The organism is Acerihabitans sp. TG2, from assembly GCF_035013185.1.
Taxonomy (GTDB): Bacteria; Pseudomonadota; Gammaproteobacteria; order Enterobacterales; family Enterobacteriaceae; genus Acerihabitans.
This window is the reverse complement of the sequence record NZ_JAYGJO010000010.1, coordinates 30,992-56,816: the sequence shown is the minus strand read 5'-3', so window position 1 is coordinate 56,816 and position 25,825 is coordinate 30,992. Positions and strand designations below refer to the sequence as shown.

The 25,825-nt window shown below is 50.0% G+C and carries 23 protein-coding genes and 3 pseudogenes; 15 read left to right on the top strand and 11 right to left on the bottom strand.

Annotation, left to right across the window (positions count from 1 at the left end; genetic code table 11):
* Window positions 1–596: 596 nt before the first annotated feature.
* A complete protein-coding gene (locus SJI19_RS10975) occupies window positions 597–1,955 on the top strand; it encodes an acyltransferase (protein ID WP_323478298.1) in 1,359 nt (452 codons plus the stop codon).
* Window positions 1,956–2,033: 78 nt separating this feature from the next.
* Here SJI19_RS10975 and SJI19_RS10970 read toward each other — a convergent pair whose 3' ends face one another.
* Window positions 2,034–2,741 (bottom strand): gamma-glutamylcyclotransferase, encoded by a 708-nt coding sequence (locus tag SJI19_RS10970; protein ID WP_323478297.1) that lies wholly within the window; start codon window positions 2,739–2,741, stop codon window positions 2,034–2,036.
* A gap of 665 nt (window positions 2,742–3,406) precedes the next feature.
* Here SJI19_RS10970 and chaA point away from each other — a divergent pair.
* Together chaA and dauA are read left to right on the top strand one after the other, a co-directional pair.
* Window positions 3,407–4,501 (top strand): sodium-potassium/proton antiporter ChaA, encoded by a 1,095-nt coding sequence (gene chaA, locus SJI19_RS10965; RefSeq protein WP_323478296.1) that lies wholly within the window; start codon window positions 3,407–3,409, stop codon window positions 4,499–4,501.
* A gap of 142 nt (window positions 4,502–4,643) precedes the next feature.
* A complete protein-coding gene (gene dauA / locus SJI19_RS10960; RefSeq protein ID WP_323478295.1) occupies window positions 4,644–6,359 on the top strand; it encodes a C4-dicarboxylic acid transporter DauA in 1,716 nt (571 codons plus the stop codon).
* A 73-nt stretch (window positions 6,360–6,432) separates the two neighbouring features.
* Here the strand turns inward: dauA and kdsA are convergent, their stop codons facing one another.
* The 6 genes from kdsA to hemA are packed head-to-tail and all read right to left on the bottom strand — an operon-like array spanning window position 6,433 to window position 11,786.
* The gene (gene kdsA / locus SJI19_RS10955; RefSeq protein WP_323478294.1) at window positions 6,433–7,287 is read right to left on the bottom strand and encodes a 3-deoxy-8-phosphooctulonate synthase; all 855 of its coding nucleotides are present in this window, start codon (window positions 7,285–7,287) and stop codon (window positions 6,433–6,435) included.
* Between the two features lie 60 nt (window positions 7,288–7,347).
* Window positions 7,348–8,157 carry an invasion regulator SirB1 gene (gene sirB1, locus SJI19_RS10950; RefSeq protein ID WP_323478293.1) on the bottom strand — a complete coding sequence of 270 codons (810 nt, stop codon included), beginning with the start codon at window positions 8,155–8,157 and terminating at the stop codon, window positions 7,348–7,350.
* Complete coding sequence (locus SJI19_RS10945; protein WP_416347531.1) at window positions 8,154–8,552, bottom strand: SirB2 family protein; 399 nt, start codon at window positions 8,550–8,552, stop codon at window positions 8,154–8,156. Before SJI19_RS10945 ends, sirB1 begins: the two co-directional genes overlap by 4 nt.
* A gap of 29 nt (window positions 8,553–8,581) precedes the next feature.
* Entirely contained in the window at window positions 8,582–9,415 is an 834-nt protein-coding gene (prmC, locus tag SJI19_RS10940) for a peptide chain release factor N(5)-glutamine methyltransferase (RefSeq protein WP_323478291.1), read from the bottom strand.
* Complete coding sequence (gene prfA, locus SJI19_RS10935; RefSeq protein ID WP_323478290.1) at window positions 9,415–10,497, bottom strand: peptide chain release factor 1; 1,083 nt, start codon at window positions 10,495–10,497, stop codon at window positions 9,415–9,417. The genes prmC and prfA overlap by 1 nt, the downstream gene beginning before the upstream one ends.
* 32 nt (window positions 10,498–10,529) lie before the next feature.
* On the bottom strand, window positions 10,530–11,786 hold the full coding sequence (gene hemA, locus SJI19_RS10930) for a glutamyl-tRNA reductase (protein ID WP_323478289.1): 1,257 nt from the start codon (window positions 11,784–11,786) through the stop codon (window positions 10,530–10,532).
* 223 nt (window positions 11,787–12,009) lie between these two features.
* On the opposite strand from hemA, the gene lolB reads away from it, so the two are divergent.
* The 3 genes from lolB to prs all read left to right on the top strand — a co-directional run bounded on the left by lolB (window position 12,010) and on the right by prs (window position 14,591).
* Window positions 12,010–12,633 carry a lipoprotein insertase outer membrane protein LolB gene (gene lolB, locus SJI19_RS10925; RefSeq protein ID WP_323478288.1) on the top strand — a complete coding sequence of 208 codons (624 nt, stop codon included), beginning with the start codon at window positions 12,010–12,012 and terminating at the stop codon, window positions 12,631–12,633.
* The gene (ispE, locus tag SJI19_RS10920; protein WP_323478287.1) at window positions 12,630–13,490 is read left to right on the top strand and encodes a 4-(cytidine 5'-diphospho)-2-C-methyl-D-erythritol kinase; all 861 of its coding nucleotides are present in this window, start codon (window positions 12,630–12,632) and stop codon (window positions 13,488–13,490) included. Before lolB ends, ispE begins: the two co-directional genes overlap by 4 nt.
* Window positions 13,491–13,643: 153 nt before the next feature.
* Window positions 13,644–14,591 (top strand): ribose-phosphate diphosphokinase, encoded by a 948-nt coding sequence (gene prs / locus SJI19_RS10915; RefSeq protein ID WP_323478394.1) that lies wholly within the window; start codon window positions 13,644–13,646, stop codon window positions 14,589–14,591.
* A gap of 171 nt (window positions 14,592–14,762) precedes the next feature.
* On the opposite strand, the gene ychH is transcribed toward prs, so the two are convergent.
* Window positions 14,763–15,032 carry a stress-induced protein YchH gene (ychH, locus tag SJI19_RS10910; RefSeq protein ID WP_323478286.1) on the bottom strand — a complete coding sequence of 90 codons (270 nt, stop codon included), beginning with the start codon at window positions 15,030–15,032 and terminating at the stop codon, window positions 14,763–14,765.
* Between the two features lie 741 nt (window positions 15,033–15,773).
* On the opposite strand from ychH, the gene pth reads away from it, so the two are divergent.
* From pth to SJI19_RS10890, 4 genes and pseudogenes are all read left to right on the top strand, one after another.
* Complete coding sequence (gene pth, locus SJI19_RS10905) at window positions 15,774–16,358, top strand: aminoacyl-tRNA hydrolase (protein ID WP_323478285.1); 585 nt, start codon at window positions 15,774–15,776, stop codon at window positions 16,356–16,358.
* A 135-nt stretch (window positions 16,359–16,493) separates the two neighbouring features.
* The gene (ychF, locus tag SJI19_RS10900) at window positions 16,494–17,585 is read left to right on the top strand and encodes a redox-regulated ATPase YchF (RefSeq protein ID WP_323478284.1); all 1,092 of its coding nucleotides are present in this window, start codon (window positions 16,494–16,496) and stop codon (window positions 17,583–17,585) included.
* 214 nt (window positions 17,586–17,799) lie between these two features.
* Window positions 17,800–17,946: pseudogene (locus SJI19_RS10895) on the top strand (Arm DNA-binding domain-containing protein); the annotation flags it as partial.
* A pseudogene (locus tag SJI19_RS10890) lies at window positions 17,945–18,070 on the top strand (IS30 family transposase); the annotation flags it as partial. The pseudogenes SJI19_RS10895 and SJI19_RS10890, both read left to right, overlap by 2 nt.
* A gap of 293 nt (window positions 18,071–18,363) precedes the next feature.
* On the opposite strand, the gene SJI19_RS10885 reads toward SJI19_RS10890, so the two are convergent.
* The gene (locus SJI19_RS10885; protein ID WP_323478283.1) at window positions 18,364–20,742 is read right to left on the bottom strand and encodes a membrane-bound PQQ-dependent dehydrogenase, glucose/quinate/shikimate family; all 2,379 of its coding nucleotides are present in this window, start codon (window positions 20,740–20,742) and stop codon (window positions 18,364–18,366) included.
* Window positions 20,743–21,251: 509 nt separating this feature from the next.
* Between SJI19_RS10885 and SJI19_RS10880 the strand changes: the two are divergent.
* Window positions 21,252–21,980, top strand: a pseudogene (locus tag SJI19_RS10880) (transposase).
* 143 nt (window positions 21,981–22,123) lie between these two features.
* Here the strand turns inward: SJI19_RS10880 and SJI19_RS10875 are convergent.
* Window positions 22,124–22,273, bottom strand: coding sequence for a hypothetical protein (locus SJI19_RS10875; RefSeq protein WP_323478282.1), 150 nt, complete (start codon window positions 22,271–22,273; stop codon window positions 22,124–22,126).
* Between the two features lie 204 nt (window positions 22,274–22,477).
* Here SJI19_RS10875 and nudI point away from each other — a divergent pair, with 204 nt between their 5' ends.
* A complete protein-coding gene (gene nudI / locus SJI19_RS10870; RefSeq protein WP_323478281.1) occupies window positions 22,478–22,906 on the top strand; it encodes a nucleoside triphosphatase NudI in 429 nt (142 codons plus the stop codon).
* A gap of 109 nt (window positions 22,907–23,015) precedes the next feature.
* On the opposite strand, the gene SJI19_RS10865 is transcribed toward nudI, so the two are convergent.
* Window positions 23,016–23,153, bottom strand: a complete 138-nt coding sequence (locus tag SJI19_RS10865) for a hypothetical protein (RefSeq protein ID WP_323478280.1) — start codon at window positions 23,151–23,153, stop codon at window positions 23,016–23,018.
* A gap of 14 nt (window positions 23,154–23,167) precedes the next feature.
* Between SJI19_RS10865 and SJI19_RS10860 the strand changes: the two genes are divergently transcribed.
* From SJI19_RS10860 to SJI19_RS10845, 3 genes are all read left to right on the top strand, one after another.
* A complete protein-coding gene (locus SJI19_RS10860) occupies window positions 23,168–23,317 on the top strand; it encodes a hypothetical protein (RefSeq protein ID WP_323478279.1) in 150 nt (49 codons plus the stop codon).
* Window positions 23,318–23,923: 606 nt separating this feature from the next.
* On the top strand, window positions 23,924–24,448 hold the full coding sequence (locus SJI19_RS10850; RefSeq protein ID WP_323478278.1) for a TRAP transporter small permease: 525 nt from the start codon (window positions 23,924–23,926) through the stop codon (window positions 24,446–24,448).
* 3 nt (window positions 24,449–24,451) lie between these two features.
* Entirely contained in the window at window positions 24,452–25,810 is a 1,359-nt protein-coding gene (locus tag SJI19_RS10845) for a TRAP transporter large permease (protein WP_323478277.1), read from the top strand.
* The last annotated feature ends 15 nt before the right edge of the window (window positions 25,811–25,825 follow it).

Here is a 25,825-nt window from a genome sequence, read left to right as displayed (position 1 = left end):
ACTCCATTATTCGCTAAGGACACTGCATTAATCCGACACAATCCCGCACGGTTAATGGTTGTCGCACCGGCTAGGTTTTACCCGCGCGTATATGCACTATCAGCGGGCAGGTCAATCGAGGCAGCGACGGTCCGTTAGCATGCAGGCTACTTTATGCCTTAGGATGCTGGCGCTACTGTTTATATAAGCTACTGCACACATCGTGCCAGTAAAGGCTAAAAAAATGAATAAAAATATTCAGTATGTTAAAAATCAATAAGTTAATAACCTTTTTTATTCACATTATTTGCATATATACTGTATTTTATGCAAACTACCCAGAATAAATGCCAGCAAACAGCAAATTTATGCATGCCGTTAATCGCGTTGTTTAGCAGTGTATTTTTCTCTCTGCATAACCACTTAATATTCCTCACAACAGGCGTCATCGCACCAAAATAGTGCATTTGCGTCTGTTGTGGGACAATTAAACTCGTCATGATCTCATTAACCAAATTAGTGATTTTGGTTATAATCATTGTTTAACTCACCGTAAATGGCGCCTGTGCACCCGCAAAAAGCTGCTATAAGAGATAAGATGGCCTGGAGAAAATCGCATGAAGCCTATAGATAACCCTATAGAGAAAGACCGTTTTATTGGCCTTGAGTGGCTACGTTTTCTGATGGGGTGTTATATCATGCTTTACCATACCGCCCATACCTATCCCCAAATCAAAAGCATCCGCGGTTTAGATGAATTAACCAGCATGGGCTTTTTCGCCACCAGCACGTTTTTTGTATTATCCGGATTCTTATTGGCCCATGTGTACGTTCGTGGCGATCGGCTACGGGATTCAGCAAAAACGTTTTGGGCAAAGCGCCTGTTTAATCTTTATCCGATCCATATTATGGCACTGCTATTCTCCATTTTGGTGATTTCACTGATGCAATGGCTTGCCATTCCGCCTGAGGGACCGACGTCAAGCGTGCGGTTTGTGGTTTATGATACCAATGAGCTCTTGGGGCAAACCCATCCTGAACTGTTCCGCCACTATATGGATAATATACAGTTAGTGTTTAACAGCGTGCTGCAGTTGTTTATGCTGCAAGCTTGGAATCCCTATTTTTTGACCTTTAACGCGCCGCTTTGGTCGTTATCCGCGCTGTTTTTTTTCTATGTTTTATTCCCATACTGCGCTCCCAAATTGATGAATGCGCAGCACACCTGGTTATGGTTGGCCGCCGTTTGGATGGTTTATTTGCTGCCACCGGTGTGGGTTATTTGGCAACAACTTTATGGCATTCCTTATACTGGATTATTACAGCGGCTACCGATTTTCCGGGTGCCGGAATTTTTTGGCGGGATTTTAGGCTATGCATTGTTCCGTCAGGCGCGGCTTAAACAATACGTTTTGACCCTCTGGCAATGCCGCGCCATTGGGGCGTTTATTGTAGTGTGCTTTCTGGTGGCGACGGCGTTGTTTACCCATGGCGATAAGTATTGGTATTTCTTGCTGCATAACGGCTTGTTATTGCCATCACAAATCGCGCTGGTTTATCTTTGCTCACTGGCCCGAACCCCGCAAAACCAATGGGTGCGTCGCTGGGCACCACGTCTTGGTGCCGCGTCTTTATCTATTTTTGCTTTTCATGTGCCGCTGTTTAATCTGACCAGGACGCTGGAACAGTTTTTCCGTGGCAGTCCCCTGACCTGCTTGAGCGACTGGAGCGGATGTATTGCGGCAGCCGGTGAGGTACAGCTGTCGCTCAGTGGTTATGCCATCTATATACTATTGACGATTCTACTGTGCATGGTATTTCAGGAACAGTTTGTCACTCGCGTTCGCCTTAGACTGAGCGCACGGTTTTTGAGCAAGGATGTTCCACCACCAGGGTTTACACCGTGCACTGCCATAGATCACGCCGCCGTCGGCGCCCCAACACCAGCCCAGCCCAAGGAAAACCGTCGGAAATAACCATCATCAGCCTGTGGTTTGTCGATTCCTGATACTTGCTCAGGAATCGACGCTTAACACGATACGCTTTTGCCTAAATCAACAGGCTAACGGCGGTTCGCCGTAGGGCAAACAATTGACTGTCGATCGTACTGGGAGCAATTGTCTTACATGCATGACCAACTCAGCGATGCATTCATCGTACATGCCGTAGTGGTTCAGTTCTTGCTCCAGCGCGAAAAGATACTGCGCATTGGTGCCCAGAGGACCACTGGCACAGGCTATAAGCGGCGCGATAATTTGCGATCGGGTATCTGCCTCAAAAAACGGATGGTTGGGATTCATGATAAACGCCAATGCGGTCACCGGCGATTCATCTTGCAACGTCAACTCGGTCCAGGTTGGAATATAGCATCCGGTCAACATTTCCCGTTTCCATAGCAGTACCAACTCATCGTATAGCTGTGCCTCAGGCAGTCGGAAGGCCAGCCCCGCGGTTTGCCCGCCTTCTTTTAGCGCCAGCATCCTACCAGGCTGCGCCGCTGTGCCACGCCCAGAGGTTAAACGCAGGCAGAACGCGCGATGCCAACCATTAAGTGTCGCGGGCTTGACTGTGTCCGCTTCAAATACCGGGTTCCACATTAACGAACCGTAACCAAAGACCCACACTGGTTTATTATCCGGTCGGCGCGACAACGTGCACTGCAAAGAAGCATCACGTTGTGCCGGCGTTAACAACAACGCCTCGTCGATAATGCCGAAGGCGGTTTTACAGTCGGCTTTCTGCAAAAAATCGCGTGTTAACACTTGCTTATTCTCTCCCAACCACGTGTGTGACTTAAGTAAGGTAAAGCCGTACAGCAGATACCTACAACATTAATTATTAAATAGTCAATTTTTTTGATGCAATACCATGACATTATTCGTTTAGGCGGGATCTAGCAAGTTTGATCTGAGTCACAAAAGAAAAAAACGTTAACCGTCGCGGTTTCACCTTATTGGATAAAACGGCGCTGGTGGCATGGAGAATGGCAAAACGCCATTATCCTCGCTGAACTCCCCGCCTTGGTGACAGAGGGGAGCGTGGTTTAGGACAGAGAAAAAGTAGAGATAGGCCGACGCGAATTGCCAAATTCAGCAATCGAATGGCAAAAAAGGCTATAGCCAGCTAATAGGAATCTAGGGTAAATTTGGTATCCAATAGCGGTAAAATAACCATTAGATGATGAACCTCATTTATTATTAGTATATAGCAGAATAATATTTTTAATTTACCTGAAGATAAACGGCATAAAAACAGTTTTAAAATGTATTTTTAACGGCTTATGAACTTATTTTTATTCAAACCGCTGTTTATACACAAACTTACATTTATTGACTTTTTTTCTGCTAAAGTTGCGTCTTCATATTTCATTGCGGGTCACGCGCCGGCAACGTGGAGTATCAACGGTATAACAAGGAGATTACCCGTTATGCAATCTTCCGTACAAGGGATCAGAACGCGTCACAAAGAATACAGCATTTTATTTTCCATCGTCTCGCTAGCCATATTGATTTGCTGGGGATCCACGTCCTCCTTCATTGCCACTCTGGCCATTAATCTGCTGGCGCTGATAGCCATTCTGGTCAGTGCATTTAACGTAGTTCGCCATGCCGATGTATTGGCTCATCGACTCGGTGAACCCTTCGGCTCGCTTATCCTGAGTTTGTCGGTGGTCATTTTGGAAGTCAGTCTGATCACGGCGTTAATGGCTACCGGCAACGCATCGCCAGGTTTGATGCGCGATAGTCTATTTTCCGTCATCATGATTGTTACCACCGGTCTGGTGGGTTTTTCCCTCTTGCTAGGCGGGCGAAAATTCGCCACCCAGTCGGTCAATTTGGCGGGGATCAAACAATATCTGATGGCGATTATACCGCTAGTGGTTATTGTGCTGGTCCTGCCCGCCGCTTTGCCCGAGGGTAACTTCTCCACTGGCCAGGCGCTGTTTGCCGCGCTGATTTCCGCTGCCATGTATGGTGTATTCCTACTGATCCAGACCAAGACCCATCAAAAATGGTTTATTTACGAGCACGAAGACGGCGACGACGACGATCCTCACGGTAAACCTTCTGCTCACAGCTCAACCTGGCATAGTATTTGGCTGATCATCCATTTGCTGGCCGTGGTGGCGATCACAAAATTTAACGCTGGCCCGCTGGAACAGTTGCTGGGGGATTTAAACGCCCCACCACAGTTCACCGGTTTTCTGGTGGCATTGTTGATCCTGTCTCCCGAGGGGCTGGGGGCTATTAAAGCGGTTCTGAGAAATCAGGTACAGCGGGCCATGAACCTGTTTTTTGGTTCAGTACTGGCGACCATTTCACTGACAGTGCCCGCAGTAACCCTTATCGCAATTATTACCGGCCACCCGCTGGCATTTGGACTCGGCATACCGCAAATCGTCATCATGCTGACGGCGATGATTCTGTGCCAGATCTCTTTTTCCACCGGCCGCACCAATGTGCTTAACGGTACTGCGCATCTGGCGCTGTTCGGGGCATACATTATGATATTGACGTTGTAACACCCTAAACTGGGGCCACAAAGGCCCCTTATATGCATCCTTTGATAGAAAATTGGGTTTTTTAGCGCTGAAACTGCTATTTTAGTCACTCTTCACGACGGACCTGTCGGCCCGCCCAGTTAACGCCTTGGTTCGTAGTTTCATGAAAAATCATCTTTTTACCGGTATCCGTCCGTTCAGCGCTATCATCGAGGCCTGCTGGAAAGAACCTTACACATTTCAACGTCTACTTAAAGACATCATTGCGGGCGTCACCGTTGGCATCATCGCCATCCCCTTGGCCATGGCCCTGGCCATCGGCAGCGGTGTAGCACCGCAGTACGGCCTTTACACCGCCGCCGTTGCCGGCATTGTCATCGCCATTACCGGCGGCTCGCGCTTTAGCGTGTCTGGCCCCACTGCCGCGTTTGTGGTGATCCTTTACCCGGTATCGCAACAATTCGGTATTGCCGGCTTATTAATTGCGACCCTGCTTTCGGGTTTTATCCTGGTGATCATGGGCATGGCCCGGCTTGGCAAGCTGATAGAATTTATACCGTTATCTGTCACTCTGGGTTTCACCTCAGGTATCGGTATTACTATCGCCACCATGCAAATCAAAGATTTTTTCGGGCTGCATATGGAACATGTGCCAGAAGAATATATCAGCAAAGTAGCAGCATTGGTGGGCGCCCTGCCCACACTTAACGTGGGCGACACCCTGATCGGCGTCGTTACGTTGGCGGTGCTGATTTACTGGCCGAAGCTGGGAATTCGTTTTCCGCCGCATCTGCCCGCGTTGGTCACCGGTTGTGCGATAATGGGACTGTTATGGTGGTTTAATATACCGGTTGAGACCATAGGTACGCGTTTTAGCTATGTGTTGGCTGATGGCACCCATGGCCACGGAATTCCACCGATTCTGCCGCAGTTGGTGATGCCGTGGCATTTGCCAAACGCACAGGGTATGCCGATGGTCTTTAGTTGGCATACGGTGTCGGCCCTGTTGCCGGCCGCATTCTCCATGGCAATGCTTGGCGCCATTGAATCCTTGCTGTGTGCCGTGGTGCTCGATGGCATGACCGGTAAAAAACATCACTCTAATAACGAGCTGATTGGTCAAGGATTCGGCAATATTATCGCCCCGTTTTTTGGGGGGATCACCGCGACTGCAGCCATTGCCCGTTCGGCAGCCAATGTCAGGGCAGGCGCGACATCGCCGGTTTCCGCACTGGTGCATTCATTATTGGTGCTGCTGACATTGCTGATTCTTGCGCCAGCGTTGTCTTATCTGCCGCTGTCGGCAATGGCGGCGTTACTGATGCTGGTGGCCTGGAATATGAGCGAGGCGCATAAAGTCGTGTATTTGCTGCGCCGCGCACCGAAAGACGATATTGTGGTCATGCTCTTGTGCATGTCGTTGACAGTATTGTTTGATATGGTTATCGCGATTACCGTGGGGATCGTGCTGGCATCATTGCTGTTTATGCGCCGCATCGCCAGCATGACCCGCATCAGCGAACTGCCGCAAAATCTTGCTGGGCAACGTCGGGTTATCCGGATTAACGGCCCGCTGTTTTTTGCCGCCGCTGAGCGGATATTTGAGGAAATAGCCCAGCTAACCGAGCACGATACGCTGATTATCCTGCAGTGGGATGCGGTGCCGGTGCTAGATGCCGGTGGCCTTCAGGCGTTCAGAAACTTCTACGAACACCTGCCGCTGGAAAAACGTCTGGTGATCACCGATATTCCGTTCCAACCGCTGAAAACGTTGGCTCGGGCCAATATCATTCCTATCCCGGGTCGGCTGGTGTTTTTCAGTACCCTGCCGGACGCGTTGCATGATGAATCCATTGCGCAGATAACGAATAGCAATTAGCTACCCGCTACCGACCTGGCCTAAAAAACGCAGGGGGTGTAAGTATCCCCTGCGTCAGTCGGCTGACAACGTTTCAGCGACTGGTGTCTAATTGCGCAAAACCCTTCACCACGTCATCAATCGCCTTCATTTGCAGTAGGAATGGCTCAAGTTTATCCAGCGGCAGCGCGGACGGACCATCACATTTAGCATGATCGGGATCCGGGTGCGCCTCGATAAACAGACCCGCAATACCTACCGCCATTCCTGCACGGGCTAGCTCCGCCACCTGGGCGCGGCGGCCACCGGAAGCCGCACCGAACGGGTCACGGGTTTGCAGTGCATGGGTAACGTCAAAGATGACCGGGCATCCACCGGAAACACGATTCATCACGTTAAAACCCAACATATCCACCACCAGATTATCGTAGCCAAAATTGCTGCCACGATCACACAAGATCACCTGTTCATTCCCGGCTTCGCGAAATTTATCGACAATATTGCCGACCTGGGATGGGCTGATAAACTGCGGTTTTTTTACATTTATCACCGCACCGGTGCGGGCCATCGCCTCCACCAAATCGGTCTGTCGCGCCAAAAATGCCGGTAGTTGAATAACATCCACCACTTCCGACACTTGCTGCGCCTGCGATGCTTCATGCACGTCGGTAATGATCTTTACACCAAACTGGCTTTTTAATTCCTGAAAGATTTTTAATCCCTCTTCCAGACCCGGGCCTCGATAGGAGTGTATTGATGAGCGGTTAGCTTTATCAAATGAGGCTTTGAACACATAAGGAATGCCCAATTTTTGCGTTACGGTAACGTAATGTTCGCAGATGCGCATCGCCAGTTCTCGCGACTCAAGCACATTCATACCGCCGAACAGAACAAAGGGCAGAGGGTTGGCTACCGGTATTTCGCCAATATTGACCACGCGTTGTTTCATATCTTTACCTTATCAACTTTACTCTAAGCACCAGGTAGCGTTGTACCGAGCACGGGACGCTTAATGCAGGGTCACTGATCTTTGCGCTATGGTATGTATTTGCACTTTGATCATTTCACTTATGGGGTCTTCCGGACACTGCTCCACAAAATAATTAAGGTCGGTCAGCGCCACTTGATCGCAGTCCAGTTGCGCATAAATCAAACCTCGGTCGCGAATTTCATAGGGGTCATCGGGATCAAACTCAATCATAGCTTCGCTGGCGCCCAACGCCAACACCATCTGTTTTTCATCCATGAGCGCTGATTTCAGCGTGTCGAGTAGCTTGCGCACCACGGTATTATTATCCGCTTCTTCCAGGTCTTCATCTGAGAGCTCAACACCCAGGCCAATATTTCCTCTCAACCAGATATCCAGGGTATGCTCATCGAGCGTGTCACCGTTAATTGGATTTATCAGCCACATTTCGCCATCCAGCCAGCCAGCGCGCAATATCATCTGCGTGGGGAATATCACCGGTGAAAGAGGAATATTCAGCGCATGGGCGACATGCAGCAGGATAATGCCCAGCGACGCTGGCAACCCCTGCCGATGCTCCAGAACATTGTCCAACCATAACGCATCAGACAAACGGTAGACACCCCCGACGCCGCCAAATCCCCAAGTATGGTAAAACAACGTAAGCAGTTGGCTAAGTTGCTGATCTTGATTAAGTTCCGCCGGTATTTTCGCTCGCGCATCCTCACTCAGCAGTTGTAACTGCTGGCGTACGTTTTCGGCAGGAAAATCCTCGCGCACGGCGAGTGAGATCCGAATAACACCCTCGCTCAGTGGTGCCGCGTTATATTCAAAATCTGCAATCTTGTTCATATAAATCCTGTCAGCAGGGGAAGCTTACTGCTAGCCAGCCGGTAAATAGTGTACAGACACGCCAAGGCGCAAATAAATGCCAACCAGCGAATTTTTTCTTGCCGTGCGCGTTTACCCAGCGCCACGGTGCCGAATAAAATATAAACAACGACCAATACAATTTTGTCCAGCAACCAGCGGCCATCCGGACTGAAAGGCGATATACCGGAGAGTATGGCCAGCGACACACCGGAAACCAACAGTAAGGTATCGTTAATATGCGGGACGATGCGTACCCAGATCCGCGCCAGGTGCGGGGAACCGCGCCAGCGCCAGTAGAAGCGTATGATAAATAGCGTGATGGTGATCAGAACCGTCGTTATATGTAAATACTTGATTGCTGTGTAAGCACTCATCACTGCTCCATCATCGAAATATCCAGGCCTTAAACCGGTCGGCGCCCTATTGATACCCGTTCATTGTCACCGTAATCTTTGTAGGTGGCGATACACTCAAAACCCGAGCGAGACAATAAAACACGCACGGGTTCTCCCTGACGCCAACCATGTTCCACCGCGAGCCAGCCCCCTGGCAGCAAATAGTCAGGAGCCTGAGCAATGATAGTGGCCAAATCCGCCAATCCGCCCGCTGGCGCCACCAGGGCGCTAAGCGGCTCGAAGCGGACATCGCCCTGTGTTAAATGAGGATCATGTGCATCAATATAGGGTGGGTTGCTCACAATAAGGGCATAGCGTTTTCCCTGCAACGATTTAAACCAACTTCCCTGCATGAAATGCACGTTGTCTATTGCAAGCCTGAGTGCATTTTCCCGCGCCAGTACGACCGCGTCAGCCTGCACATCCACGCCGGTAATCTGCCACTGTGGCCGTTCGCTGGCCAAGGCCAGGGCAATAGCACCGCTACCGGTACCGAGGTCAAGCACCTCGGCCGGTGCTGCCGATAACAGCGTCAGCGCTTGCTCCACCAAGCACTCGGTATCAGGCCGGGGAATCAGTGTGGCCGCTGAAACACGCAGATTCAGGGACCAAAATTCGCGCTCACCGACCACATACGCAATGGGCTCTCCCCGCGCTCTACGCTGCAATAATGCGGTCAATCGTTCACCTTGATCCAAGGTAAGCTCGGTTTCGCCAAACGCCAACAGCCAGGTGCGTGGTTTGCCGATGACATGGCCGAGCAAAATTTCGGCGTCGCGCCTAGGGCTCTCGCTATCCACCAGGCGGCTTACGGCGGCATCAAGCCACTGGCGTATTTCCATTAGGATTGTTCTGCCAGCGCCGCCAACTGATCGGCCTGATATTCCTGCATAATCGGCTGGACTAACATATCAAGTTTGCCTTCGATAACTTCATCCAGGCGATAGAGCGTCAACCCGATGCGATGATCGGTCACCCGGCCTTGTGGAAAATTATAGGTACGGATACGGTCAGAACGATCGCCGCTGCCCAATAGGTTGCGGCGAGTGGACGCCTCCTCTAGCTGGCGCCTGCGCACTTCGGCCGCACGCAGCCGCGCGCCGAGCACCGCCAACGCCTTGGCTTTATTTTTATGCTGCGAGCGCTCATCCTGACATTCCACCACCAATCCCGAAGGAATATGGGTAATACGAATCGCCGAATCTGTGGTGTTGACGTGCTGGCCACCAGCGCCGGACGAGCGAAAGGTATCGATGCGCAGATCGCCTGAGTTGATGACCGGCAATTCTTCTTCGGGAATCGCCGGCATGACCGCCACCGTACAGGCAGAGGTGTGGATACGCCCCTGTGATTCGGTTTCAGGCACCCGCTGCACCCGATGTCCGCCGGATTCAAACTTCAGTTGACCATAGGCCCCATCATTTTCAATTTTGGCGATAACTTCTTTATAACCCCCGTGTTCACCATCGCTGGCACTGACAATATCGATGCGCCAGCGACGCGCCTCGGCGTAGCGGCTATACATGCGAAAGAGATCACCGGCGAAAATAGCGGCTTCGTCACCACCGGTCCCTGCGCGCACTTCAAGAAAACAGCCCCGCTCATCGTCGGGATCTTTTGGCAGCAACAATAATTGCAGTTGCTGTTCCAACTCTTCTTGCTGCGCCTTGGCATCGAGCAATTCTTCCTGCGCCAGATCGCGCATTTCCGGATCGTCAAGCATCAGCTCAGCGGACTCAATATTCTCACGCACTTGCTGCCAGCGCTGAAAAGACGCAGTGACATCAGTAAGCTGGGCATACTCTTTGGACAGCGCACGGAAACGATCCTGATCATTAATGATCCCGGCATCGCCAAGCAATACCTCGACTTCTTCCTGACGTTCTTGTAACGCTTCCAGTTTGGCAACAATAGACGGCTTCATGGGTGGTGATTTTACCTTGTTAGTATAATAAGCTAGTCCAGTCCAAGACTGTCCCGCAGGATTTGCAGCCGCTCGACATCACCCTCGCGGGCGGCTTGTTGCAGCGATTTGGTGGGGGCATGGATCAGGCGGTTGGTCAAACGATGGGCCATTTCCCGGATGACCAGTTCAGGGTCTGCGCCAAGTTTAAGCGCGGTTACAGCCCGCGCTTCCATATCGGCGCACAACGCTTCGGACTGAGCCCGGTAATCGCGAATGGTTTCCACCGCGCTTTGCGCGCGCAGCCAGCCCATGAAATCCAGGCACTCCTGCTCAACGATAGTCTCCGCCTGAACGGCGGCGGACTGGCGCTGGGCCATATTTTTAGCGATGATCGTCTGTAAATCATCAACAGTGTAAAGATAGGCATTGGCAACTTTGCCGACCTCGGGCTCGATATCACGAGGCACCGCAATATCCACCATCAGCATCGGCTGGTTGCGGCGTTGCTTCATGGCCCGCTCGACCATCGTTTTGCCGATAATCGGCAAGGAACTGCCGGTGGAGCTGATAATAATGTCGACCTCAGCCAGCCGTGGGTCAATGTCGACCAGACCGATCACCTCGGCACCAACCTGGTCGGCCAGGATTTGCGCCCGCTCACGCGTTCGATTGGCGATAATCAACCGCTTAACATGATGTTCACGCAAATGGCGCGCCACCAGTTCGATGGTCTCACCCGCGCCCACCAGCAGCACCGTCACCTCGGCCAAGGATTCGAAAATTTGGCGCGCCAGCGTACAGGCGGCAAAGGCCACCGACACCGCGTGTGAACCAATTTCAGTTTCGGTACGCACCCGCTTGGCTACGGAGAAAGATTTTTGGAACAAACGCTCCAACTCGCCGGAGAGCGAGTGACCGCGCTGGGATTCGGCAAAGGCTTTTTTCACCTGTCCAAGTATTTGCGGCTCGCCCAGCACCAGTGAATCCAGGCCACTGGCCACGCGCATCAGGTGGCTTACCGCATCGTCGCCCTGATGCCAGTAAAGACTTTGGCGTACCTCATCCGGCGCGAGATGATGGAAATCACACAACCAGGTGACCAACGACTCCTTGACATCCTCCTGCTGTGCAACACTGAGATACAGTTCGGTTCGGTTACAGGTGGACAGCACAACGCCCCCCTTTACCAGAGGTTGCAACAGGAGGCTGGCCAGTGCCTGATCGAGTATTTCGGGTGTAAAGGCCACTCGCTCGCGCAATGCGACCGGAGCAGTTTTATGATTAATACCTAAAGCAAGCAGCGTCATGGAGTACGGCTATTAAATAATACGAGTGTTAGTATGGTTATCGTTTAAAGGCATTCTACTTGATGCGGGTGATCAAGAAAAGTAACACCGCATTTTCGACCCATCAGCGGACCGAACAGGAGAGAAATAAATGCCGCTTCTGTCAAAAATTGACGCTATCATGGTTTTATTACTCTAAATGAAAGCCATATCCCAAAAGAAAAAATTAAGGAAGCTGTAAGTTATGCCCAAGCGTATTTTAGCCTTTTATCGCGTGCTGCCGCTGGCCAGTCTGATTCTGGCTGCCTGTAGCGTTCATACTCCGTCGGGACCGGCAAAAAGCCGAACCTCCCCCGAATGGCTTTCGCATGAACAGTCAGTGGCGCAACTGACTCATTACCAGACCCGTGGATCGTTTGCCTATATTTCTGGACAACAAAAGGTCTATGCCCGCTTTAACTGGCAGCAAACCGGTACCGACCGTTACCGTCTTTTGCTTACCAATCCGTTAGGCAGCACCGAGATGGACCTTAGGGTCCAACCAGGCATGGCACAGATTATCACCAGCCAAGGCAAAAAATATGTCAGCAACGACCCTCAGGGCATGCTCCAAAAACTCACAGGAATGGACATCCCGCTGAATAATTTGCGAAAATGGATGCTAGGTCTACCGGGAGACGCCAGCGACTTTACCCTAGACGACCTGGGACGACTAAAACAGGTCAACTATACGCAGGGCGACCAAAACTGGACCGTCACCTACCTGGGCTACCGGGAAGACAGCCGGCCGGTATTGCCGAGCAACCTGGAACTGCACCAGGGGGAGCAACGCATCAAACTTAAAATGGATAACTGGGACCTTAAATGACGACGCAGTGGTCGGCCCCCGCCAAACTTAATTTATTTTTGTACATCACCGGACGCCGACCGGATGGTTATCACTTGCTACAAACGCTGTTTCAGTTTCTGGATTATGGCGACACGCTGACCATTGAGCCGGTAAACTCATCAAATATCCGGCTGATTAACCCACTTCCGGGGGTGGACGACGCCAATAATCTTATTTTCCGGGCGGCGACGCTGTTGCAATGTTACCTGCGGGAGAAAAAAAATATTTTCACCCCGCTCGGTGCTGATATACAGCTCGATAAACGTCTTCCGATGGGGGGAGGATTAGGTGGCGGATCATCTGATGCCGCCACCACGCTGGTAGCATTAAACCATTTGTGGCATGGTGGTCTTGATCTGGACGAATTGGCCGTTCTGGGACTCATCCTCGGCGCTGATGTACCGGTGTTTATCCGCGGCCACGCAGCGTTTGCTGAAGGAATCGGTGAACGCTTAACCCCGGCCAACCCACCCGAAAAATGGTACCTGGTAGCCACCCCTGGCGTGAGTATTTCTACCCCGGTTATTTTTACTGATCCGGCGCTAAAACGGGACTCGCCAATTCGCTCATTGGAGACGTTATTGGCGCTGCCATTTGCCAATGATTGTGAACCAATAGCAAGAAAACGCTTTTACGAGGTTGAACAGCATCTTTCATGGCTGTTAGAATACGCGCCGTCGCGACTGACTGGCACCGGTTCTTGTGTATTTGCTCAATTTGATACTGAGACCGCCGCCCGTCAGGTGCTTGAGCAAGCCCCGGCATGGATGCGTTGTTTTGTAGCCCGTGGCGTTAACGTCTCTTCGTTGCATAACACGTTGGTCGGGGTGAATTAAGTTAGCCAGACCGTTATGCCGCCGAAAACCGACGGTTCTGCCAGGTTGCCTTAATTTATTATCTACCCAATGGAATTGCCTGCTATGGCACTCCGTTCTCGAGTGTTATGCTGTTGCAATACCTTCTCTGGACGCAAGCCTGAGGTTCTTCTCGTGCCTGATATGAAGCTTTTTGCTGGTAACGCCACCCCGGAACTAGCACAACGTATTGCCAACCGTTTATATACCAGTCTTGGTGACGCCGCTGTAGGTCGCTTTAGCGACGGCGAAGTCAGCGTGCAAATCAATGAAAATGTACGCGGTGGTGATATATTCATCATCCAGTCCACCTGTGCGCCAACCAACGATAACCTGATGGAACTGGTTGTTATGGTTGACGCGTTACGTCGCGCATCCGCCGGACGTATCACTGCTGTTATCCCCTACTTCGGTTATGCCCGTCAGGATCGACGTGTACGTTCTGCGCGCGTGCCGATCACCGCCAAAGTGGTGGCCGACTTTTTATCCAGCGTCGGTGTTGACCGCGTTTTAACCGTTGATCTCCACGCGGAACAGATTCAGGGTTTCTTTGACGTTCCGGTCGATAACGTCTTCGGTAGTCCAATCCTGCTGGAAGATATGCTGCAACAGGACCTGGAAAACCCGATTGTCGTCTCACCGGATATCGGCGGCGTCGTGCGCGCCCGTGCTATCGCCAAATTGCTTAACGATACCGATATGGCCATTATCGACAAACGCCGTCCTCGTGCTAACGTATCTCAGGTGATGCATATCATCGGTGATGTAGCGAACCGGGACTGTGTGTTGGTGGATGACATGATCGATACCGGCGGCACCTTGTGCAAGGCAGCGGAAGCGCTTAAAGATCGTGGTGCGAAGCGGGTTTTTGCTTACGCGACTCACCCTATCTTTTCAGGCAATGCTTTCGAAAACATCAAAAGCTCGGTTATTGATGAAGTAATTGTTTGCGATACTATCCCTTTGGATCCGAAGATAAAAGCCTTACCCAATGTTCGGACCCTAACGCTGTCGGGTATGTTGGCCGAGGCCATTCGTCGCATTAGTAACGAAGAATCCATCTCCGCTATGTTTGAGCACTAAGAAGACCCATGGCGCTGCCGCTTACGCGGCGCGCCCTGCGGGTTCATGTGCGCAACCATACGCAAAAAAAATCCCGAGCCCGATTTACGGGGTCAGGACTATTTGGTAGATAAGCGCATTTTTTTAAAAGCCATTTTTATTATATTCAAGTCCACCAGACTAACCTAATGGCTAGTGGTGTCCGGTACGGCGGCAGCGTTCGTCAAACCTACGGTGCCACCAATAACGATCGGAAATATGTTCGTGTCCGCCCATACGCGCACCGGCGACCCATAGCAGCGCACCAATAAAGATACCCATAATTGCGCCGTGGGCAATCAGTGTGGAAAAATTCAGTTGGGGCAGTTGATTAAGCACCGAACAAGCCAGTCCGCCAATCATCATCAGCATGCCCAAGCCCATCAGTCCGTTGCCACAAAAAAGTGCTGATTTACGTTTCATCGTTCACCTCCGGGTTATCAATGAAAACAAGAATTTCTCTCCCGTCCTTAACAATTCTCTGATTAAAGTATAGTCATTAGTTGACTAAGCTAATCGTGCCGACGATCACAACGCAGTGAAATAATCACACAAATTGCTAAAAATAGTGTTCTACAATACCGACAGCGAGTGTGTGCGGGGGAAATCAACACAGCTGCGACTTGCCGTATCGAGGATAGGCCCCCATAAATGAATGGCCGATCACAATCTGTCTCATCTTGGAGGGCCAACATAGACCTTAGACCTACCGCGTTGCGCGAAGGCGACAAGGAGATGTCTTATGTACAAAGACGATCTGGAAGTGATGTCCACCATGGCGATAGCGTTGCTGATTATTGCACTGTTCTGCGCCTTGCTTTAGGAACGAACCAAACTGTTTAACCAACATGGTTAAACCCAGGGGAAAGCGCGTCGGCAATATTGTCGTTTTTCTCCGCCTTCCCGCCGTTGCCGTCCTGGCCTGAAATCGCACTGCACCGCACCGCACCGCAGCATGACAACCAGCAAAAATATCTATTGTGGGTAAAATTCTCGGTATTTACCGGGCAATCGCCTGCGGCAAACCATGCCATGCACAAAATTCTGGTAACATAACCGCCAAGCTGAATGCCCCGACATCACCAGCGTGTTTTTAGTTGGTCTCGCTGCTGTATGGCTTAACGTCTATCGCTGTAAAACTGAACAATAGAGAAAGATATTGTAATGACTATCAAATTAATCGTCGGCCTGGCCAATCCGGGCGCGGAATATGCCGCCACCCGGCACAACGCCGGCGCCTGGTATGTTGATCTGCTGGCGGAACAGTACCGGAACTCGCTTAAGGAAGAGAGTAAATTTTATGGCTATACTGCCAGGTTAACCATCGCCGAGCAGGATGTGCGGTTATTGGTACCCACCACCTTTATGAATCTGAGCGGCAAAGCCGTGTCAGCCATAGCCAGCTTCTATCGCATCGCGCCGGACGAGATCCTGGTGGCCCATGACGAACTGGATTTGCTACCGGGAAACGCCAGGTTGAAGTTCGGCGGCGGCCATGGTGGTCATAACGGCCTCAAGGATATCATTAGCCAACTCGGCAACAATGCTGACTTTCATCGTTTACGTATTGGCATCGGCCACCCTGGCGATAAAACTAAAGTGGTGGGATTTGTGCTGGGCAAACCCCCGGTATCAGAGCAGTCACTGATCGATCAGGCCATTAGCGAAGCCGTTACCTGCACCGGGATTTTATTGCAGGAAGGACCGGTCAAAGCCATGAATCGCCTGCATGCGTTTAAACCGGACTAGCCTTGTGTTCGGCGATGCCAATCGAGTTATCTGCACTTTCTGTGTATAATAACGGCTAGAGTTGTCGATTGTCCGGTAAAAAACACACAACGGCATGATAGTATTGATAATAAAGTCATTTAAGGTGATATAACCATGGGTTTTAAATGCGGTATTGTGGGTCTGCCGAACGTGGGTAAGTCCACGCTATTCAATGCATTGACCAAAGCGGGTATCGAAGCCGCCAACTTCCCGTTTTGTACCATTGAACCAAATACGGGTATCGTCCCGATGCCGGACCCTCGCATGGATCAATTGGCTGTCATCGTCAAGCCACAGCGTATTGTACCCACCACCATGGAATTTGTTGATATCGCCGGTCTGGTTAAAGGCGCGTCCAAGGGCGAAGGTCTAGGCAATCAGTTCCTGACCAACATTCGCGAAACCGAAGCGATCGGCCATGTCGTGCGCTGTTTCGAAAACGATAATATCATCCACGTGGCGGGAAAAGTCGATCCGGTGGATGATATTGATGTGATCAATACCGAGCTGGCACTCTCTGACCTGGACGCCTGCGAGCGCGCAATCTTCCGGGTGCAAAAACGCGCCAAGGGCGGTGATAAAGATGCCAAGATCGAACTTGGCGCATTGGAGAAATGCTTGCCGCATCTAAGCGAAGCCGGCATGCTGCGCACCCTTGATTTAAGCGATGACGAAAAAGCGGCGATCCGTTACCTCAGTTTTCTGACGCTTAAACCCACCATGTACATTGCCAACGTGAATGAAGACGGGTACGAAAATAATCCGTATCTGGATAAAGTACGCGCCATTGCTGAAGCGGAAGGCTCGGTGGTGGTCGCAGTCTGTGCGGCGGTAGAATCCGATATTGCCGAGCTGGAAGAAGATGAACGTGCCGAATTTATGGCGGAACTGGGCCTGGAAGAACCGGGACTCAACCGGGTGATTCGCGCCGGTTATGAACTTCTGAATCTACAAACCTACTTTACCGCTGGGGTAAAAGAAGTGCGCGCCTGGACCATCCCCGTCGGCGCCACCGCTCCGCAGGCAGCCGGCAAGATCCATACGGATTTTGAAAAAGGTTTTATCCGCGCCCAAACCATTGCCTTTGATGATTTTATTGCCTACAAAGGCGAGCAAGGTGCCAAGGAAGCCGGCAAAATGCGCTCCGAAGGCAAAGAGTATGTGGTCAAAGATGGCGATGTAATGAACTTTTTGTTTAACGTCTAAATAAAATCTGTTGTCTCATGAGATTTCATTCAATCTCATGAACGTCAAGACACCCTATAAAATCCACGCAATTGCGTGGATTTTTCATTTCATAAAGTCTCAACTTGTTTCGCGAAAGCGCAGTCAAAAATGAGTAAAAGGATGAGTACAACCTGCTTCCATCTTCATTTTAAGTGAGTGCAATAACGGTATAATAAATGAACAAGGACTCGTTATGCTCACTGATACTCAATGCCGTACTGCCAAACCTAAAGAGAAGTTGTACCGGCTCGATGATTTCAATGGCCTGTATCTCGAAGTAAAACCCAACGGCAAAAAAGCATGGCGCTATCGATTTAAACTCAATGGCAAATCGAGCATGGTCGTCAGAACAAATCGCCGGTTGGCTGAAACGCTATCATCCCGATAATCAGGAAATGCATGTGTCTCACGAAACGATTTATAAAACGCATTTCATACAAACTCGGGGGAGCATTAAAGAAGAGCCTGTAAATGAATTTGGGCACTGTTGAATAAATCGAAATGCAATCATTTTGATGTATGCTGGCGGAGCATGATCAGCTGTAATTAATTGATTCTCCGTTAACCTAAGATTACTAATCAAACGATTTTTTGATCAAAACCGATTTATTCAACAACGCCCCTCTGTGGCTGCGTCGCTTTAAAGAAAACTTGTTCTGCAACTTTACAAGCTCTTTCCGGCCCCCGTTGTGGGAGCCGGATACGGTTAGCTCTAGTTTTATCCTGCGGACTCGGGAGGTAAAATACACTGAAACATTTAAGGCAAAGCATAAGCCAAAACATAATCACCGGTGCGGGTTCCCAAACCGCCATGGCCACCCGCAGCAATGACAATGTACTGTTTTCCGTCTGCTGTATAAGACATCGGCGTGGCTTGTCCGCCGGCGGGTAAACGTGCTTTCCAAACCACTTTACCCGTGCGTTCATCTACGGCGCGCAGGTAATCATCCGCAGTGGCACCGATAAATATCAGCCCGCCTTTGGTCACCATATTGCCGCCGATATTAAAGATACCCGTTGGTAATGGAACATTGGTATGGATGCCAAACAAACCGGTATCGCGGGTAGTACCGATGGGATGCTGCCAAATTATTTTACGTTTCACTAGGTCGATGGCGGTCAAAGTGCCCCACGGCGGGGGGTTACAAGGAACGCCTATAGGGTCAAGCCAGGGATGGACTTTACCGATATAAGGCGTGCCGTACATTGGTGAAAAATTGCCTTTCACCAGCGGTTCGTTACCGCTACCGTTCCATTTCCGTACCAGACCCTTTTGCTCCGCGGGACCTCGGGGCGTAAGGCTGACCATAAAAGGAATGTAATTGGCATTGGCAATCAGGATTTTGTGCGTAGGATCGATGCTTGCGCCTTGCCAGTCAATCACACCATCGAAAGCGGGATAAACTATGGTATTTTTCAGATGCGGCGGCGTGAACTGGCCCTGATAGACAGAATTACGGAACTCGATCCGGCATATCATCTGATCAATTAGCGTCGCGCCCCATAACGAACGTTCGGTGAGATCTTTTGGCGCCAGAGAAGGCATACCCACTGAAAACGGCTGGGTCGGCGAGGTGTGATCTCCGGGCACCGCGCCCTGGGGCACTTTTTTCTCTTCCACCTGAGCAATGGGCTTACCGGTCTCGCGGTTCAGCATGAAAAATTCGCCGCGTTTGGTGGTTTGCACCAGCGCTGGGATCGTGTTCCCGCCCGGACCGGGAAGATCCACCAGTGACGGGCCAACCGGAACGTCAAAATCCCACAGGTCGTGGTGAACGTTTTGGAAATTCCAGCGTGGGGCGCCGGTGTTGATATCCAGCGCGACGGTGGAGCTGCTGTATTTTTCGTCAAACGGACGGCGTTTGCCGCCGTAGTAGTCAGGCGTGGCATTGCCGGTGGGCAGATAAACCAGTCCGAGTTTGGGGTCCGCCGTATACACGCCCCAGGCATTAGGGGTGCCACGGGTAAATTCATCGTTCGGACCTGGTTTCCAGTTTTCCGGATTATGACCGATATCCCAGGCCCAAATCAGCTGTCCGTTGATGGGATTAAAAGCGCGTACCGCGCCGGACGGTTCATTGGTCGCCCGATTATCAGATATCCAACCACCGAGTATTACACGATCGTTCACCACCAGCGGCGGCGACGTGACAAAATGGTAGCCTGCGGGGACATGGCCGAGATACTGCGTCAGGGAGACATAGCCATGGTCGCCGAAATCCTGGCAAAGCTGACCGGTTTTGGCGTTCAACGCCACCATGCGCGCGTCCAGCACGGGAGCGATAATGCGCTCAGGACAGTCCGTTACGGTCCCTTCGGGGGCTTTATAATAGCTGACGCCACGGCAGGCAAGATAAACATCCGCCTTGGTATCCGCTTTGGGATTAAATTTCCAGATGACTTTGCCGGTGGCGGCGTCGAAGGCTTCCACCCAGCTGTGGCCGGTGCAGACAAAGAGGGTCTTATCGACTTTGATCGGTGTATCTTCAAAGTTGAATTCATGTCCGGCATCGGTGCCGCCCTGGTTTTCTCCGGGTTGCATTGTATCACCGGTCTGCGTACTCCAGGCAAGCTTGAGGTTTTGCACATTGCCGGTATTGATTTGATCAAGGGGGGTATAGCGATCGCCGTTAGCGGTGCGGCCATAATATAACCAATCACTGTCAGGCACCGACGCGTCGTGGAAATCCGTATTCCGGGCGGTGAAATCGGCCACGCCGGAGACGCCTACCGGGCGGGTCGCGGCAAAAATCATCACCAGAACAGCGGCGGCGACGGCAACACCCAGGGCCAGTCCCGCAGCGCGGGTGGCGGGGAATAATTTACGGCGCACCCTGGGAAGCAGCAACAGTATGCCGAGCACTATTACCATGACTAGGCGCGGCTCAAGCTGCCAGAAATTGAAGCCCACCTCATAAAGAGACCAGATTATGGTGACTAGCAGGATGAGAGCCATGATCCACAGAGCGGCGCTATGCCTGCGCCAGGCCAATCCGGCGTCTATCAGCAGTGCGACGCCAGCCAGTAGGTAAAATGGCGAGCCGCCCAAGGCGATCAGCCAAACACCGCCAATCGTCATCGCCAAGCCAATTATCAGCAGTAATAAAGCGATGAGCCAGGGACGTTTTGATCTCATTGTGTTCTCCATAGGATAAACCCCGTATTTTATGAAAGAGCTGACAGCCTTTTGTATTGATCTGGGCTGATGGTGTGCGGTCGCTTTTCTTTCTGGAGATTTGCCCCCCTGCTAATGGCATGAAAAAAATACATGTTTTCATCAATCGAAGTCTGAATTTTATTCATAGCTGAAAATATAAAGATTAAAGAGAGTCAGGCATGAGAACGTTGTGTTGCTCTAATCCATTTCTTCTCTGTCAGATGCTTGCTCTAAAAATATAGACTTAAACGCTGGTTAAGAATCGATGATGCGAGGCCTAGTCATATTTGTTTACGATTAAGCAATAAAATTTACTTAACTCACCTCAAGCTCATACGGGCCATGACCCCGCCACAACTTACGGCCATTCTGCCAGTCAGATTGCCGATAGCGATTAAACGAGACCTGCGCGGTTTTGTTGAATAAATCGAACTTTTGGCCGTTATCAGGATCAGATCACCACATCTCTGACCCTGTAGTGGTATCCCGTGGCAAAACAAAAGTTCAACATCACCAACTGGAAAACCTACCACAAGGTGCTCATCAATCGAGGCTCACTGACATTCTGTGTTGGATGAGCAGGCCATCCAGGACTGGTACGACGAACCCAAAACGTCTTCGCGTGGTCGTCCACAACGTTATTCTGAGCTGGTCATGATGCTCAAACGCGTTTTTCGCCTCACGCTACGCGCCGCGTAGGGATTCATTGACTCCATCTTTACCCTAATGAAAATCCCGCTCCGTTGCCCGGATTATTCCTGTGTCAGCAGGCGGGCTAAGTCCGTCAGCATCCCTTTCAAAAAAACCACACGCGGCGAAATTGCCCACCTGGTTATCGACTCCACCGGAAAATCAGGGTCGATTCAGCCGACAGGGCTTATGACACCAAACGGTGCCACGACGAGCTGCGGCGCAAGAAAATTAAGGCGCTTATCCCGCCGCGAACGTGCGCCGGTTACTGGTCAACGGAGTATGCCGACAGAAATCAGGCGGTGGCGAGGCAACAGCTTACCGGGAGCAATGCTAACTGGAAATGGCACACGGCTTATAACAGGCGTTCTGTGGCCGAAACGGCGATGTACCGTGTAAAACAGCTGTTTGGTGGGTATTTTACGCTACGTGATCACGATGCGCAGGTTGGATAAGCTATGGCCATGATCCGTGCCTTAAACAAAATGACGGGTGCAGGTATGCCAGAAAGTGTACGGATTGCCTGAGGGAATCAGTGACGAGAGGAGCTTTTATCTAAATACGATTTATTCAACAAAACCACTCAAAGTGAGACGAGATGTTGTTACATAGCATCAAGGTAATAAGCCAGTATACGTTAGGGTAATCGAAGAATGTACTGCAACAACCGCTAATATTCGTCACGCCATACCGGGATCACCGATGGCTGATTTTCTCCCAGCATTTCTACCGGCATTTCTACCGGCATTTCTACCGGCATTTCTACCGGCATTTCTACCGGCATTTCTACCGGCATTTCTACCGGCATTTCTACCGGCATTGTACCGGCATTGCTACTGAAATGGTCAGGTTAAATTGGCCATGGCAGGACCGGCTGACATACTGAATATCAGCATGTTACTCAGAACCTTCCCTGCCTTTTAAAGAACGTTAAAAAACGGGTGTTCACCTGCCTGTCGACCGGGACGGTAGAAAATTTTTCTGATAAGGTAATTGAAAAAATTTCACAGCATCAGGAGGTTAAATGCGTCAGCGAATCATTGTTTGTCCGATTATTGAAAATAACGGCGAGTATCTACTTTGTAAAATGGCCGATGACCGCGGGGTTTTCCCTGGTCAATGGGCGCTATCCGGTGGAGGTATTGAGCTAGGAGAAACAATTGAAGAAGCACTGAGGAGGGAGATCAAAGAGGAACTGGGCGAGGCACTACTGATAACCCGTATCACACCGTGGACCTTCAGGGATGATATCCGCGTCAAGCACTATCAGGACGGGACAAAAGAAGAAATCTATATGATTTATCTCATTTTCGACTGCATCAGTGCCAACCGTGAAATCACTTTTAATGAAGAGTTTCAAGAGATTGCTTGGGTCAGCCCAACCGAGCTCGGCGCTCTTGACTTGAATGAGGCCACTCGGATTACGTTCAAACAGAAAGGTCTTCTACTTTAGGCGTCCTATTTTGCTCAGCGTGAGAAAAGCGCTATCCCATAGCCAATAGATAGCGCTTCAGACGGCTGACTTATCTCACCCATGGTCAACCATGCGCGCTAGCATCACCTTAATCATAATATTCAGGTGCGTGTCTGAACGTTGGCCTGGCATCCGGGTCATGCCCCGTCACCACTTGCACGTCCATGCGACTGGCCAGCATGCGCATCTTTTGCACCGTTCGCACCGCGTCGACCGCCGAGGACATATATCGGCGCGCCCGTGTATGATTTTTCAGGTCAGGTGGTCGCAGGGCTGGCGGTGAGTATGCTAGGACAGGAAGCGACAGCATCGACCATTGAGACTATCGGCCACAAACTGGTAGATATCTCGTCATCGCTGTCTGCCCGACTTGGCAATAATCGCATTTAACTCAGGCCTGGCTACGCTGATAACAAACTAGCCCAAGTCAACCTGAAGCAAACCGGTTAATCACTGATGTCATGTCAAATAAAGTAAGCTGAAAACAGAATCACACGAAGTCAGTGGATTGGGTATTTTCAGCGTGCCACAACCGAGATCAGAGAGATAACACCAGTAGTGTTGTCACGTCTCAATTTCTGCGTCAGAACGCTGAACCCATCGCCAGAGCGTGGTATGGTGAACGCTTACACCACGTTCAACCATCATCTCGTGCAGCTCTCGGTAGTTGATACCCTACTTGCCGTACCCACGAACCCTCAACAGGATAATGACGGTACTGTGAAGTGTGTTGCATCACATAAATCTTGCGGCTTTGGAAGTTCATTTTAGTGACGCACTTCAAATAATTGTAACAAGCAGTCCCTTTATTTTGATTTACTTGATCTTGAGTCTGGCTTTAGATGTTATACCAATACATAGTATGCGAATCAAGATGACCACTAGGTATGTATTGCAGACGCGTATTGGTATAACAATTTGGGTTTGTTCATGCACCTTACATGAATATCAATTATATATAATTGAGTAAATAAAAGAAGACATAAAGAGGATGAAATGATTGTAGAACGATTCAACTGTTACCTAAGAAAGGCATTAGAGCTGATGCTCGCTTTTTTTATGACAGTCATGATCATTGCTGTTGTTTGGCAGGTGTTTACGCGCTTTGTACTTCAAGACCCGGCAAGTTTCACTGATGAATTATCACGTTACTTATTAATGTGGATTGGGATCGTAGGGGGGGCTTATACCTACTCGATTAAACGTCACCTTGCTTTAGAAATGCTCTCATCCAAGTTAAGTCATAAAGGCCAGCTTGTACTGGGTATCGTTATTAACATTATCATTTGTGCTTTTGCTGCTGTCGCCATGGTTTATGGTGGTGGGGTAATGGTGAGCACCACCTTGGAGCATGGGCAGATCTCTCCGGGTATCATGGTGTTTGGTGAAAACCTAAAGATGGGTTATGTGTATCTGGCGGTACCCATTTCTGGAATACTCATCCTTTATTATGGAGTAGTCGACATATGTGAATCAATCATATCTCTGGTTTCACCTAAGAATGCAGTTCAAGGAAAATAAACAATGACCCTATTAGATTTATTATTTTCATCCCAATTTTTAGCCAATGCACCATCAATCTTTTTTGATTTTATACCAGTAGCTGTTTTGTTTGGGGTGTTATGTGTCTTGTTGCTTATTGGCGTACCGATTGCATTTTCAATTGGCATTGCAGCCATATTAACGATTTTTATTGATTTTCCTATAGATCAGGCCATGGTGTTGAGTTCGCAGAAATTTGCTAATGGTCTGGATAATTTCGGTCTGCTTGCCCTGCCCTTTTTTATTGTCGCGGGTAATTTGATGAATAGAGGGGGACTGGCGTCAAGACTCATCAATTTGGCAATGATATTTGGTGGAAAACTGCCTGGTTCTCTTTCTCATGTTAACGTTTTAGCGAATATGATGTTTGGCTCGCTTTCTGGGTCAGCTGCAGCGTCTGCTGCTGCGGTCGGTGGCATCATGAAACCACTGCAAGAAAAATACAAATACCCGGCAGACTTTTCAGCCGCAGTGAATATCGCATCATGTCCTACTGGTTTATTAATCCCACCGTCTAACATATTGATTTTATATGCATTGGTAAGTACGACTTCGGTTCAGTACTTATTCATTGCAGGTTATATCCCTGGCATCTTGATGGGACTAGGTATTATGCTTGGTATTTTCCTTTTAGGAAAACGCTACGGAATACCTGCACAAAAGATTGTTTTTAAAGAGAAAAAAAGGAAAGTTATTCTTGATGCTTTACCGAGCCTTAGCCTGGTTATCATCATTATGGGGGGCATTTTAGGGGGCATTTTTACCGCCACAGAAGCCTCTGCCATTGCGGTTGTTTACAGTCTGCTTCTTGGGATTGCTTATCGCGAACTGAAAATGAAGGACATGCTCCCTCTGTTGACTGAGAGTGTGGTGACCACCTCGATAGTTCTCTTAATGGTAGCAACATCGTCAATGATGTCTTGGGCGATGGCCAATGCCGATATTCCGGGTTTTATTGCCAATTTCGTCTTAGAAGCATCAACTAACCCCATTATGGTTATGTTGTTGATGAATGTGATTTTATTAGTTGTCGGTACCTTTATGGACATGACGCCGGCAGTATTAATATTTACCCCCATTTTCTTACCTATTGCGGTTCACTTAGGTGTTGACCCTGTCCACTTCGGTATTATTTTAGTGTTTAACCTCTGTATCGGGATTTGTACTCCGCCAGTAGGTACTGCGTTGTTTGTCGGTTGTAGTGTTTCTGGTACCAAGTTAGGCCGGGTTGTCCCTAAATTGCTCCCGCTGTTCGCCATAATGATTATTACACTTGGTATTGTTACCGTTTTTCCTGAACTATCTCTCTGGCTGCCTCGCCTTGCGGGCTATCAACAATAATAGAAAGGAACCGTT

What these genes read in the sequence shown, in the direction of transcription:
- SJI19_RS10875 (WP_323478282.1), bottom strand. Translation starts at nt 22,273, where the DNA reads ATGCCGGTAGAAATGCCGGTAGAAATGCCGGTAGAAATGCCGGTAGAA.
- SJI19_RS10945 (WP_416347531.1), bottom strand. Translation starts at nt 8,552, where the DNA reads ATGAGTGCTTACACAGCAATCAAGTATTTACATATAACGACGGTTCTG.
- dauA (WP_323478295.1), top strand. Translation starts at nt 4,644, where the DNA reads ATGAAAAATCATCTTTTTACCGGTATCCGTCCGTTCAGCGCTATCATC.
- lolB (WP_323478288.1), top strand. Translation starts at nt 12,010, where the DNA reads ATGCCCAAGCGTATTTTAGCCTTTTATCGCGTGCTGCCGCTGGCCAGT.
- sirB1 (WP_323478293.1), bottom strand. Translation starts at nt 8,157, where the DNA reads ATGAACAAGATTGCAGATTTTGAATATAACGCGGCACCACTGAGCGAG.
- kdsA (WP_323478294.1), bottom strand. Translation starts at nt 7,287, where the DNA reads ATGAAACAACGCGTGGTCAATATTGGCGAAATACCGGTAGCCAACCCT.
- prfA (WP_323478290.1), bottom strand. Translation starts at nt 10,497, where the DNA reads ATGAAGCCGTCTATTGTTGCCAAACTGGAAGCGTTACAAGAACGTCAG.
- SJI19_RS10845 (WP_323478277.1), top strand. Translation starts at nt 24,452, where the DNA reads ATGACCCTATTAGATTTATTATTTTCATCCCAATTTTTAGCCAATGCA.
- SJI19_RS10850 (WP_323478278.1), top strand. Translation starts at nt 23,924, where the DNA reads ATGATTGTAGAACGATTCAACTGTTACCTAAGAAAGGCATTAGAGCTG.
- ychF (WP_323478284.1), top strand. Translation starts at nt 16,494, where the DNA reads ATGGGTTTTAAATGCGGTATTGTGGGTCTGCCGAACGTGGGTAAGTCC.
- prmC (WP_323478291.1), bottom strand. Translation starts at nt 9,415, where the DNA reads ATGGAAATACGCCAGTGGCTTGATGCCGCCGTAAGCCGCCTGGTGGAT.
- ispE (WP_323478287.1), top strand. Translation starts at nt 12,630, where the DNA reads ATGACGACGCAGTGGTCGGCCCCCGCCAAACTTAATTTATTTTTGTAC.
- nudI (WP_323478281.1), top strand. Translation starts at nt 22,478, where the DNA reads ATGCGTCAGCGAATCATTGTTTGTCCGATTATTGAAAATAACGGCGAG.
- SJI19_RS10885 (WP_323478283.1), bottom strand. Translation starts at nt 20,742, where the DNA reads ATGAGATCAAAACGTCCCTGGCTCATCGCTTTATTACTGCTGATAATT.
- ychH (WP_323478286.1), bottom strand. Translation starts at nt 15,032, where the DNA reads ATGAAACGTAAATCAGCACTTTTTTGTGGCAACGGACTGATGGGCTTG.
- SJI19_RS10865 (WP_323478280.1), bottom strand. Translation starts at nt 23,153, where the DNA reads ATGTCCTCGGCGGTCGACGCGGTGCGAACGGTGCAAAAGATGCGCATG.
- hemA (WP_323478289.1), bottom strand. Translation starts at nt 11,786, where the DNA reads ATGACGCTGCTTGCTTTAGGTATTAATCATAAAACTGCTCCGGTCGCA.
- SJI19_RS10975 (WP_323478298.1), top strand. Translation starts at nt 597, where the DNA reads ATGAAGCCTATAGATAACCCTATAGAGAAAGACCGTTTTATTGGCCTT.
- pth (WP_323478285.1), top strand. Translation starts at nt 15,774, where the DNA reads ATGACTATCAAATTAATCGTCGGCCTGGCCAATCCGGGCGCGGAATAT.
- chaA (WP_323478296.1), top strand. Translation starts at nt 3,407, where the DNA reads ATGCAATCTTCCGTACAAGGGATCAGAACGCGTCACAAAGAATACAGC.